This window comes from Allocoleopsis franciscana PCC 7113, from assembly GCF_000317515.1.
Lineage (GTDB): Bacteria > Cyanobacteriota > Cyanobacteriia > Cyanobacteriales > Coleofasciculaceae > Allocoleopsis > Allocoleopsis franciscana.
On the sequence record NC_019738.1, the window covers coordinates 5126676 to 5139545 of the forward strand.

The following is a 12870-nucleotide window of genomic DNA, read 5'->3' on the forward strand; positions in this document are numbered from 1 at the left end:
TTAATTGTGTGAGATGTGATAGACGCAGACCTTTCTTTGGTTATAATTCAAAATTTTTTCCTTCCCCCAAAATTACTTTAAAAAACATCACAAAAATTATGATTTCTTAATAAATTTGGGGGAAATTAGTCAATCTATCTAAATTATGGACGTAGATAGGCTCAGCGTGCTAATTGGCTGCATAGCGCTTGTTAATGGCTTGTTAATTGATCGTAAAGGGCGATCGCGCACGGAAACACTAGGAAGCCACTTCCTGGTTCAAACATCACAATCGCGTAAAGATAGAGCCACGAACAAACCAGAAGTTACAATTGATACATTAGAAATTTTCGACCCAAAACTGGGCATACTCACTTGACCCAGTCGTGTGCATTCCCATCCTTGGTAAACCGATGGTCGTTGATTTGACTGTCGCCATCCCCACCTATAACGGGGCTAGGCGTCTACCAGAAGTTTTAGATCGATTGCAACTCGCTTACCAAGACGCGGCGTGCGTCACGCCTGATTCTGGGCAAACGCCCCAAACGAATCACAGCCAAACATTCAGTTGGGAAGTCTTGGTTGTGGACAATAATAGTACCGACGACACCGCCCAAGTCGTTCAATCCTATCAAGCCAATTGGCCTCAATCCTGTCCTTTAAGATATTGCTTTGAGCCGCAACAAGGAGCCGCCTTTGCACGACGCCGCGCCTTTCAAGAAGCAAACGGTGTGCTGGTGGGTTTCCTGGATGATGACAATATCCCGGCACCGGACTGGGTAGCGGCGGCTTACGCCTTCGCTCAAGAACATCCGGCGGCAGGTGCTTATGGCAGCCGAATTCATGGGGATTTTGAGGTTACACCCCCAGAAAATTTTCATCGATTGGCTCCTTTTTTAGCGATTACCGAACGGGGTTCACAGGCACAACGATATGAACCGCAAAACAAGGTTCTGCCCCCATCAGCAGGGTTGGTGGTACGTAAGCAAGCTTGGTTGGAGAGTGTTCCTCTACAACTGGTTTTGACGGGACGAACTCCAAGCAGTATGTTGACCGGCGAGGATTTGGAGATGCTGGCTCATATTCAAGCGAAGGGGTGGGAAATCTGGTACAATCCCGCGATGCAAATTGACCACAAAATTCCCCACTGGCGTCTGAAGCGAGAGTATTTAATTCCGTTTTTCCGGGGAATTGGGTTGAGTCGTTATGTGACGCGGATGCTGAGTGTGAAACCTGGGCAGCGACCTTTCGCCACTTTAGCTTATCTGGCAAACGATCTGCGAAAGATGGCTTTTCATTTGCTGAAATATGGCTTCCGGGTGCGCTCTGATTTGATTGCAGCTTGCGAAATGCAGTTGTTTGTGAGTAGTTTTATCAGTCCTTTTTACCTTTGGAGTCAGGGGTATTTGAATCAGAAAGATTAACCCAGATTCCAGCATTCGGTGACATCCTACCAGTGGTAACAAATTATGTCAGTTGACTTTACGGTTGCAATACCAACGTATAACGGGGAAAACCGATTACCTAAGATTTTAGAGCGACTGCGATCGCAAATGGGTGTCGCTCACCTCAAGTGGGAAATCATCGTCGTTGATAACAATAGTCAAGATGCTACAGCCAAGGTGGTTTCTGACTATCAAGGAATGTGGTTGGGTTCTGGGCGATTGAGATATTGTCTAGAACCGCGACAAGGAGCCGCTTTTGCTCGCATCCGCGCCGTACAAGAAGCCCGCAGTGAGTGGGTGGGTTTGCTGGATGATGATAACTTGCCCGCCTTGGATTGGGTGGCTGCGGCTTATGCCTTTGGTCAAACTTACCCTCAGGCGGGTGCCTACGCAAGTCAAATTCACGGTGACTTTGAAGTGGAACCGCCCCCCAACTTTGAGCGAATTGCGCCATTTTTGGGGATTACGGAACGGGGGCAACAACCGCATCGGTATGAACCCAATCAGCTTAAATTACCGCCTGGGGCGGGGTTGGTGGTTCGTAAACTAGCTTGGTGCCAAGCCGTTCCTCCACAACCGATACTTAAGGGTCGATTGGGTCAGTCGTTGGTTGGGGGTGAAGATTTGGAACCACTACTACACCTGCACAAAGCGGGTTGGGAAATTTGGTATAACCCAGCCATGGAAACCTATCACCAAATCCCTCGTTGGCGCTTGGAGAGAGGTTATTTAATTAGCCTGTCGCGGGGTGTAGGTTTGAACAGTTGTTGCCTGCGAATGATGAATACGCCGTTTTGGCAACGGCTAAATGTTTTGAGTAGAATATTTTTTGGCAGTCTGCGTCGGTTAGTTGTACACCTGTTACGATATCGGACTACATTGCTGGAAGCGGCAAAGGCACAATCGTCGTTCAATAATTTAGTGGAGGCTTGCGAACTGGCCTTCTATTGGGGTTATTTACTCAGCCCATTTTATTTTTTTCAAACTAGCTTAGCCCGAAACATCAGCTCGTTATCCTTGGGACAAAATACTGGCGGTGTCAGAAACTCGGCTTTCTCTACTAAGGCTAATTTTTAAAACGTTTTGGGATTAGGGATACAACATTGAATTATAATATTCCATTTTTTTGTGAAAAAGCGATATCCATTGAGGTAGAGTCAGGATGTAATACAGGGGAGTTGGGCCGGAGCTTTAGTGAGGACTGGGGAGAAAAATACTAGATTTGGTATGAAGTGTCAAAAAATATGATAAGGCTCTATTTGTGAAGAAATATTCTGTAATTGATGATAGCAATCGATTCATCTGGAATTTTTTAAAGACTAGATGAAGCCGGTTTGACTCTGTTGCTCATCGTCAGTGATTGACCTATCATACAAATGACGTATTACAAGTTGTACAGGTATCTTACAACTTTGGTGAGTTCTCGGACTGAAAGCATCGAGAGCGCAACGACTCCTCACTGGCTGAGTCTCTCTCATCTCTCAGTTCCTGAGAGTACTTGTTGCTGGGACACAAGATGGAGCAAAAGGGGATATAAGGATAATTCCACCGTTGCTTCTCGGTACATCTGCAAGTTTGGGACGAGGCTGAAGATGGAAGCCGTTCACATAGCCAGGTTAGTATACTGCATAACTTGTTGGGATTTTTGTTAGCGAAAACGTTACTAAATTATCTTTGCGAGGAATTATTTGTGGCGTTCATTCGACTCGCAGATCTAATCATTAACCTTGACTGTATTGCCGCAGTTAGATTCAGCACATATAACGGATTGGGGGATGGGAAAGATATCCCAATTGTTAATATTTGTTTGACGATTCCTGAGGGTTCATTAGATGGATCATCAGAATGTTCTCTTAAAGATTGTGAAAATTGCCAGTGTGTAGAAAAGCTAGAGTTCGAGAGCGATTTAGCACTTGCCATCTGGGATTACTTTACCCAATCAACGGATGTCACTGTTCTATTTGAGTAGACCGATAGGAGTTGGTGGTTTTGTATACACTTAACGGTAGGAACACCATCATTTTACCCCCAAAAAAACGCTCATTTTTAATGAAAAAACCGCCTTCATTCGGATGAGATACCACGGTTGATTTTGATGGTTTAACCTTTAGAGGCTTCACACCTAGCCTTGTAGAGTGTTCATGGTGTTCATTTTCCCAACGTGTTTTTACGATCTGAATATAAGCATTGTGGAATATGCGGAGTTGCTCGTTTAGGAGTCACAAGTGAGAAGTTCAGAACACGGCTGACAAATGTTCTGATTTTGATGCGATCGCGGCTCAATGAGCAAAGGAACTCAAGACTCTAAGGATATAGAGAAACTGGGAATAAATTTTTGATGAAGAATTTTCTGCCTCTTGTCTCACTCACGCTTCCGTTCTAGCCGTCTTGGTGTCTTCTCCCCCATCACTCATCCCTAATCTATGATCCCCTGAGTAGCTAGTCATTTATGAAGACTCCATAAATCCTAGAGGATGTAGTTGCGAAGCGTCCCGCAAGTGTCTTATGATGCTATAGTGTAATACATGTTATACGTCTGTCTTACAAATTCGACCATTTCAGGGACTGAAAGCAAGAGACTAGCCATCTCAGCTCTTGGATTCAGCTCTGGCCTAGGTTGTACACCACCAGGGTTATCTATCGTTTCCGCTCCAATTTCACTGTTCCTTCCTGAATGTGGTGTTTTTTTTAGGTAGTACTACTATGAGTCTCTCCAAGTCAGAACAACAGTCCAGCAACCTGAAGCCTGAGCATTCTAATTACGTAACTCGCGAGGAATTGCGAGAATTCGACCTCAATAACCAACTCGCCAAATTGGCACTTCCTCTAGCCCAGGCGTGGAGAGACAATCATCCCAATGCTCAACCCGGTTCCGAAGAAGATTTGGACGAATGTGTATTAACTGTAGCGATTGAAATGGCTGTAGCTGGCGAAGCAGTCGGAGGCCCGATGGGTGCTCTGATTGCGGCTGGTGGTGGCGTCGCCGCAGCGAGTGTGGCTTGTAGGCGAGTGCTCTAAAAGACTTTTTCCAAAAAAAATTCCTGAGGTAACCCAGACTTGACTTCTACAGTGGAGGATGCCCACGTTGACCAAGTTTTTGTGGGGTTGGCTGTGCAGGTTGTAGAAGGTTTGACACGTTTGATGTCTGCCGGAGACCCAAATTTCTGAAACACAATCTGAAACACAAGTTGTGTCAGGTCTAGTTCTCGAATTATACCGGGTGTACTCTCTCATCTTCGAGCAATCGGAGCTGGTGCAGGATGAGTCAGCTCACGACAGCAGGGGCTTAAAGCACTACCAAAGGCAATCGTCGCATCGCGCTCTTGCTCCTGATGGAGCCGCTAGTCTAGTGCATTGCCGCCTAGGGTGATCGACCTGTCGTCGCCCTTGTTTGAAGCACTCATGCTTCCTGCAACACGATTATGTACTAGCCTGCTTCGTCTATTGATCCGTTGTGCGTGACCAATCGGCTTTTGCGCTGCAATTTTTCAGATCTTACCCCTTTACTATCCCTTCGAGGAGACTGCTTCATGGCTACTCAATTTGATCCAGATCCAAAAGCTTATAAGCAAGAGTTCAATGGACTAGGGAAAGAGTCCCAGAAGGCTGTTAATCAAAATAGTTTCAATATGTATGGCAACAACCAACCCGATCTTCAGTTGGTTTCACCCCAGTCCGTACTCAATGCTGTTGAGCATCAACAACTTGGTGGGTTTGTTACGGCGGCGAACCCGGCAAAATCTGGCGGTTTCCAGTGGCGGAACCTGCGCTTAACCCAAAAAGCTACAGCTTTAGCGATCGCTTTAGGCACCCTTCCCGTATTACTGACTGGAGTCACCGCCTATCAATTTGCCAACCGATCCATTACCGAGCAAATTACCCAGTCTAAAATCTCCAGCGTTGCCAGTATGCAAGACAAGGTCAATCGCTTTATGCGTGACCGTTATGGGGATATTCAAATCCTAGCCAATCTTCCCGTGTTAACGAATCCGTCCCAGAGGGACACCACACCGTTGGGGGAAAAGCAATCGCAACTGGATCGCTTTATCGCGGCTCACAAAGTCTATGACCTGATTTCCGTGGTCGATCTCAACGGTAATGTGATTGTCCAAACCAAAGGTCTAGAACCGATTCCCAACCAACGCGAGCGCGAGTATTTTCAGGAAGTCCTCAAAACCAATCAGCCTGTTATCAGTGATGCTATCATCCCCAAAGTATCCAAGAATCCTGAACGACTGACCCTTCACTTCGCTGCACCCGTTAAAGATAGCGCCACTGGCAAAACCATCGCTGTGATTCGAGCGCGTATGCCGGTCACCGCCTTAGAAGAGCAGCTTCAAACCTTTGGGGCAAATGGCGATGAATTTCTTTTGATTGATTCCTCAACCAAGAACATTTTTCTAGCCAAGGACAAGAATCTTGAAACTAAAGAACCTTCGGCTGTCTTTTCCGAATGGGATAAACGACCCGCGACAGAAAAGCCCAATAGTTTGATCGTTCACCATAAACCTACCAATGATCGCGAATTGATCGCCTATACCAAATTCGGACAAGTCGAAGGATTACCCACCCTGGATTGGGAAGCCGTTATTGCTATACCGACAGACATCGCCTTTGCCTCACAGCGACAATTGCTTCTGATTTTGTCCTTGGGAACAGGCTTGACAGCCTTGTTGGTGAGTGCTCTTGCCGTTTATCTAGCTAAACTAGCGACCCGTCCTGTACTCGCTGTCAGTGATGCCGTGGAAAAACTGGGGCAAGGGGAACTGTACACCCGTGTTGCCGTGGAAGGGCAGGATGAACTGGCTGAACTGGGTTCTAATATTAACCTGATGGCCAGCCGACTGGAGACTTTATTGTGGGCACAAGCCGCTGAAACCGAGCAAGCCGGTTTATTTGGAGATATTGCTGTCTCCAATGCTCGTACCGAGAAAGATTTAGAAGATGTCTTTGAAAAGGGTGTTCAAGGAGCGCTACGCATCCTAGAAGCGGATCGGGTTGTGATCTATCGCCTCCATCCGGACGGGCGTGGATACATTTCCGCAGAAGCGGTTGTTCCCGTGTGGCCCAGAGCACTCGGTGCAAAAATAGAAGACCCTTGCATCGGCAAGGAACTCCTAGAAGAGTACAGACAAGGGCGTGTGGTGCCGACCAATAATGTTTATGAAGCGGGTTTTCACCCTGATCACCTGAGGTTAATGGATCGGCTGCAAATCAAGGCCAATTTAGTGACTCCTATTCTCAAAGATGGTCACCTGTTTGGCTTGCTGATTGCTCATCATTGCAGTAACCTCCATATCTGGCAACAATCCGAAATCAATTTCCTCAAAGAGTTAGCCATTCGAGTTGGACTTTGTTTGGATCGGGTGAGTTTCCTGGAGCAGAAAGAAGTCGAAACATTGCGAGCACAGCAACTCCATGAAATCACCTCGACTATCCGGGATGCCTTTAGCCCTGAAGACATCTATCAAACGGCAATTGCAGGTGTGCGCGAAGCATTGCAAACGGATCGAGCGGTTGTCTATCTATTTGATGACAAGTGGCAAGGCACCATCGTGGCAGAATCAGTCGGAATGGGCTGGCCAAAAGCCCTGGGAGCCAACATTACTGACCCTTGTTTTGCGGATAAATATGTTGAAAAGTATCTACAGGGTCGAGTTAAAGCCGTTGAGGATATTTACGAGGCGGGTTTAAGTAACTGTTATATGGGTCAACTGGAACCGTTTAAGGTTCGGGCGAATTTAGTCGCTCCCCTTTTGGCTTATAATAAACTGCACGGCTTACTGGTCACCCATCAATGTTCCAACACACGCGCTTGGCAGGAGTCAGAAATTACCTTCTTTAAGCAGGTGGCGACTCAAGTCGGTCTGGCTTTAGACCGCGTGGATTTCTTAGCACAAATTGAACAATCACGCCACAAGGCTGAAACCTTAGCAGACGTACAACGGCAACAAAAAGAAACGCTGCAACAGCAACTTTTAGAACTGCTCAGTGATGTGGAAGGAGCCGCTCAAGGTGACCTCACGGTGCGTGCAGATGTGACCACTGGGGAAATTGGCACGGTAGCAGACTTTTTCAATGCCGTCATTGAAAGCCTGCGGGAAATCGTCACCAAAGTGAAAACAGCGGCGGGTCAGGTCAACACTTCATTGGGAGAAAACGAAGGGGCAATCCGTCAGCTTTCGGAGGAAGCCCTGAAACAGGCTGAGGAAACGACCCGTACTCTGGACTCGGTTCAAGAAATGACCCTTTCCATTCAACAGGTCGCCAAAAATGCTCGTCAGGCCGCCGTTGTCGCCCGCACCGCTTCTACGACGGCTGAAGCGGGGGGGATAGCGATTGATCGATCTGTCCGAAATATCTTTACCCTGCGAGAGACAGTAGCAGAAACCGCCAAAAAAGTCAAGCGACTGGGTGAATCTTCTCAAAAGATTTCTAAGGTTGCTTCACTGATTGACCAAATCGCCCTGCAAACGAACTTACTCGCGATCAACGCCGGGATTGAAGCGGCACGGGCCGGTGAAGAAGGTCAGGGCTTTGCGGTGGTTGCGGAAGAAGTCGGGGAACTGGCAGCGCGAAGTGCGGCAGCAACGCGAGAAATTGAAGAGATTGTTCACAACATCCAAAAAGAAACGACGGAAGTGGTCGAAGCGATGGAATTGGGTACCAGTCAGGTGGTAGAAGGAACCAATCTGGTAGAGGATGCCAAGCAAAGCTTGCATAAGATTCTGGATGTGTCTCGCGAAATTGATGATTTGGTGCAATCGATTTCAACGGCGACGGTGACTCAAGCGGAGACCTCACAAGCTGTTACTGAGTTGATGAAAGAGATTGCCCTAGTCTCGGAACGTACCTCTAATTCCACACGCAAAGTGTCTGGTTCTCTCAAAGAGACAGTAGAGATTGCTCAGGAATTGCAGGCATCAGTGGGTGCCTTCAAAGTTGACGGACTCTAGGAGGTGATAAAAAACCCCGCCTAACTCTCAGGAATTAGACGGGGTTTTCCGTAGCCCTGTACCTTGAACCCTAACTGTTCACTTCGGCCTGTTTACATTTAGTAATGTCGTTGCAGACAACCGAAAGTCCATCCCCAGAAGGATAGGCGTGGATTTCAAACCATTTGCCTAAAGCTGGATGAAAATCTTCAAACGTCACGGCAACGTCTTGGTTAATGGCTCTGTGAAACTCGCGCTCAAAGGTTGATCCTACGGTTCCTGGAAACACATCCCACAGATTTTGACCGAGGAGTTCAGCTCGATTTTTCTGTAAAATCTGTTCGGCTTTCTGATTGACATAGGTAAAATGCCACTGCTCATCTACCGTAAAGAAGCCATCTGTAATGCTTTCCAGAATCTTACTAATCTGCTGCTTAGAAGCGACCAGCGCCGCTTCTGCCTGTTTACGCTCTGTAATCTCCCGCTGTAGCGCGACCCAATGGGTGACCTTACCCTCTTTGCTGGCAATGGGCACAATATTGAGTTCGACCCAGAACTCCGAACCGTCTTTACGGTAGTTGAGCAACTCAACTTGAACGGGTTTCTGTTCTTGAAGCGCTGTGCGAATTTTATCTAACTGAGAGCGATCCGTTTTTGGCCCTTGTAACAAGCGCGGTGTCCGACCCAAAACTTCGGTTAGGTCGTAGCCCGTAATACGGGTAAAGGCTTGGTTGACATACAGCAATTCCGGCCCTGGAGCGTCTATGTGCTTGGCCTCGGTGATTAAAATCCCGTCTTGGGTATTCTCAACCGCTGACTCCAACAAACGCATCCGCTCCTCTGCCTGTTTCCGTGCTGTGACATCGCGCACGAAACTTAGAGAGACTAACTGGTCACGGTACTCAATAATCCGAGAGCTAATTTCAACCTGTATTTTTGTGCCGTCTTTACGCCGCAGAGCGTGTTCAAAGATGAAACTACCCGTTGCCTGGAGCTGCTGGTTAATCGTCTTTTGACGTTCGAGCGGGACTGGGCCATCGATGTCCTTGGTTTTTAACTTCAGGAGTTCTTTACGGGTATAACCAAGTCGCCTTGCCGCATTTTGGTTGGCGTCCAAAATCCGACTGGTTGATAAGTCAATGATGAAGATTGAGTCGTTGGCGTATTCAAATAAGTGACGGTAATTGGATTCTGATTCCCTGAGCGACTCTTCGACGAGGTTTCGCTCCGTAACGTCTCTAGCCGTACAAATTACGGCTTCAACCGTATTACTATCACCTAAAATGGGGCTGAGAATACATTCGTAATCCCGTACTCCATTGTTCGTCCGGTAGCTAATTTCTTTGGTTAAGGGTCGCCGTGTTGCGAATACAACTTCCCGTTGCCCGTCGATGGGTTCGCTGTCGATAAACTCGGTCGGTAGCTCAAGCTGCCGCCAAGTCTTACCCAAGATGTGTCCCTGGGGTAGTCCAAACAATTGAGCCAGTGCCAAGTTGGCATAAGTAAACCGTCCTACTCGGTCTACAACGCAAATGGGGTCAGGAGAGGCTGAAAGGACTAAGTCGAAGATTCTCGCTTGTTGCTCAATTCTGGCTGCTAATTCTTGCAGCTCAGCTTCGTCTGGCTTGCCCTCGGCAAAACCGAGTTCCTGTTCTTTGCGAGACCCACCACCACCACCTCCCTGGTGTCCATTGCGTCCTGAGCCTTCGCCTACACGAAGAGTCTGTGTAGAAACAGCGTCCTCAGCGACGAATGAGTTAGGGATGGGTATGGAGTTGCCAGAGGCGATAGTTTGCATCAGTCCTGGACTAACCGGACTGATGTTGCTCAGTGCAGGAGATTTCGAGCTAACTTGATTCAGTTGTTGGGTTAGGGTTAGGAATTTATGTTCTAACTCATTGAGCTGTTGTTGCAGTTCTTCAACTGTCGCTGGACGTGAAGCGCTTGCCGGCATACCAAAGGCTTGCTTTAAAGCTTCAATCACTACCGCTGTTCGATCACGACCTGTCGCCTCAGCCCGAGACCGAATCTCCTGAATTAGGTTCTCTGGAAGTCTAAAAGTCGCTATCTTACTTGCCATCGTTTAAGAGTTTGTTTGTAATGTGTTTCTGTTTCAAGCGAAGCGTTCTAACCCTTGGACGCCTAGGTGCATCCCCGCCAAGCGCAGCTTTCATAATCCTACTCTGGAGAATAGCGATAGTGCTTACCCAGAGGGGTGGTAAAGAGGGTTGATTTTTCAGCGTTTCTTTACAAACACCCCATCACATACGTTGCTTTGTTGAGCTGCATTCTCTAGTCCATAGCATTGGGTACTCCTTGAAGGAGACTCTTTGCCATGAGCGAATCATATGTTTTTTGGCGTTAAAGTCTTAGGGCTACTGACACTGGACTCTCTCACCATTAGGACTGATGAGATCTTATTGTCGCAAATTTAACCGCTCAATGCATCCGTACAATCACAGGTTCACTAAGAAATCATTAAGATGCCTTTAATTAACACGTTTTGCGATCGCCAGTTCGGTTAACCACCTTTTGTTCGGGGATTCAGTGAGCTAATACATATTAAATTGGGTACACACCTCAATCCTTATCATACTAAAATTCATCCGTCAATTTTAATAAAAATTAATATTTACTGATTTCATAAAAAACGCCCGCAAGAGCCTTTGAACTGGGTGCATTGACGAAACATCAGTGTATCTCGATGAGGGGTCACACCCCCCATTCCAGTCACAAAACTCAACACATTGATAAATTGACAAAAATTAAGATTTATCAGGTGGCAATTCTAGGGGAATCGGTCCTAGTACTCCTTTACGAAAATCATGTAATAGTTGCCGTGCGGTACGTTCTATGTCGCCTTGATGACGATAGTCGGCTAATGCTCTGAGGTAGTCTTCACCGCTAAAAGGAGTGGGATCGAGTTCGTAGCGAGTCTTTAAGGGAGAGGCAGGGATTAAGCCGCCATAAGCCATCGCCTCTAAATCTTGGAGTAACTCTACCAGATCCGCCGCAATTCGTTGATTATCGTAAGAAGCGTCACCGATGTCATCACAAATCGCTAGTTTGATCGCCTTTTGCTGATTTTTTAAATTGGCTGGGATCACACCGGGAGCATCAAGGAGTTCAAGTTGGTCAGAGATGCGTACCCAACGAAGCTGGCGCGTTACCCCAGGGCGACGGGCACTGTCTACAACGCGACGCCCTAACAATCGGTTGATTAGGGCTGACTTACCGACATTCGGGAACCCGATCACAACCGCTCGAACGGGGCGGGGTTGCATTCCGCGATCGCGCCGACGCTGATTCATTTGTACCCCAGCAGACTGAGTAGCCTGTGACACCTCTCGAATGCCTTTACCCTGTTGGGCATTGGTGAAATAGGCTGTCTCTCCCTGCTGTTGAAACCAGGATATCCAGAGTTGCCGCACAGCAGGAGTAATCATATCAAGTCGGTTCAGCACCAATACCTTAGCTTTACTCCCCACCCATTGAGGAATTTGTGGATGATGAGTTGAGAGGGGAATCCGAGCATCCCGAACCTCTAGTACCACATCCACTCGTTTAAGCTGTTCTTTCAGTTCCCGTTCAGCTTTGGCAATATGACCGGGATACCATTGGATAGAGGGTGTAGTCATGATTTAGGGACTCGGCGCAATGGGCTGGAAACAAGAACAAGAAAGGGAAGTTTTGCAGCGAAAGCTCTCCTATCTTTATTGAATGAAATGGCAGACTCTCATGAGCAGACTCAATACAATCTCAGAGAAACTCCTGGCTCAGAAAAGTTGAGTCAATAAAAGATTAACCCGCCGGATGGCATTGACTGTGTCTAATATGCCTGGGCGGGATGTAATCAATCGTATACTCGTAAAAGTGCTTAAGGAACAACCAAAACCGGGCAAGGAGATAAATTAATCACTCGGTTTGTGACACTCTCCGCAGCACCTTCGTCAGTTAGACCCAACCCTCGACAACCCATAACAATTAAATCTGCCCCAATTTCGTCAGCGACATCGCAGATCGTGAAAGCGGGCATTCCTGAACGACTCATGGTGTCGGCTGTGATTCCTTGCTGGGCAAAGAGAGCCTGAGCACCTTTGAGCAGTTCTGCAATTGCATCAGGGGACATCATCGCCTCTGGATTGGGCGCTTCTTCCGAGTCGGATTCTTCAAGTACCGACAGCAGCACTAATCGACTGCTATAGGTTTTCACCACATGGGAAACAACTTCAGCCGCTTCGCGGGCTTCTCGGCTTTGGTCAACGGGAAATAAAACAGTTTTGAACATTACAACGCATCTCCGGGACGCGAACACTGTTCACACTACCACAGGTCGTTAAGGTTGCGAGGTACTACCTAGTGCATAGAATCTTGCGGTCTAGGGAATAAAACAACTCGCCTTACCCCAATCTTATCACCGAGCTGACCGTGACTCGCATTTGCCTTGGATTAATCGCGCACTCAAAACTCCTTAGGTTTTCGTCCTTAATTTTTGTAAAATTGAGAACGGT

At 47.3% G+C, this 12870-nt stretch carries 9 protein-coding genes; 6 read left to right on the forward strand and 3 right to left on the reverse strand.

Annotation, left to right across the window (positions count from 1 at the left end):
- Positions 1-145: 145 nt before the first annotated feature.
- The 6 genes from MIC7113_RS21000 to MIC7113_RS21025 all read left to right on the forward strand — a co-directional run bounded on the left by MIC7113_RS21000 (position 146) and on the right by MIC7113_RS21025 (position 8380).
- A complete protein-coding gene (locus tag MIC7113_RS21000; RefSeq protein WP_015184194.1) occupies positions 146-358 on the forward strand; it encodes a hypothetical protein in 213 nt (70 codons plus the stop codon).
- Between the two features lie 34 nt (positions 359-392).
- Entirely contained in the window at positions 393-1403 is a 1011-nt protein-coding gene (gene hpsE, locus MIC7113_RS21005) for a hormogonium polysaccharide biosynthesis glycosyltransferase HpsE (protein ID WP_015184195.1), read from the forward strand.
- 45 nt (positions 1404-1448) lie between these two features.
- Positions 1449-2501: a hormogonium polysaccharide biosynthesis glycosyltransferase HpsE gene (hpsE, locus tag MIC7113_RS21010; RefSeq protein ID WP_015184196.1), complete on the forward strand. Its 1053-nt coding sequence runs from the start codon at positions 1449-1451 to the stop codon at positions 2499-2501.
- A gap of 613 nt (positions 2502-3114) precedes the next feature.
- Positions 3115-3393 carry a hypothetical protein gene (locus MIC7113_RS21015; protein WP_015184197.1) on the forward strand — a complete coding sequence of 93 codons (279 nt, stop codon included), beginning with the start codon at positions 3115-3117 and terminating at the stop codon, positions 3391-3393.
- A gap of 734 nt (positions 3394-4127) precedes the next feature.
- Positions 4128-4442, forward strand: coding sequence for a hypothetical protein (locus tag MIC7113_RS21020; protein ID WP_015184198.1), 315 nt, complete (start codon positions 4128-4130; stop codon positions 4440-4442).
- Between the two features lie 512 nt (positions 4443-4954).
- Positions 4955-8380: a methyl-accepting chemotaxis protein gene (locus MIC7113_RS21025; RefSeq protein ID WP_015184199.1), complete on the forward strand. Its 3426-nt coding sequence runs from the start codon at positions 4955-4957 to the stop codon at positions 8378-8380.
- A gap of 70 nt (positions 8381-8450) precedes the next feature.
- Here MIC7113_RS21025 and MIC7113_RS21030 read toward each other — a convergent pair whose 3' ends face one another.
- The 3 genes from MIC7113_RS21030 to MIC7113_RS21040 all read right to left on the reverse strand — a co-directional run bounded on the left by MIC7113_RS21030 (position 8451) and on the right by MIC7113_RS21040 (position 12647).
- Positions 8451-10439: a PAS domain-containing protein gene (locus MIC7113_RS21030; protein ID WP_015184200.1), complete on the reverse strand. Its 1989-nt coding sequence runs from the start codon at positions 10437-10439 to the stop codon at positions 8451-8453.
- A 685-nt stretch (positions 10440-11124) separates the two neighbouring features.
- Complete coding sequence (gene ylqF, locus MIC7113_RS21035; RefSeq protein WP_015184201.1) at positions 11125-11997, reverse strand: ribosome biogenesis GTPase YlqF; 873 nt, start codon at positions 11995-11997, stop codon at positions 11125-11127.
- A gap of 239 nt (positions 11998-12236) precedes the next feature.
- A complete protein-coding gene (locus MIC7113_RS21040; protein WP_015184202.1) occupies positions 12237-12647 on the reverse strand; it encodes a universal stress protein in 411 nt (136 codons plus the stop codon).
- Between the last annotated feature and the right edge of the window lie 223 nt (positions 12648-12870).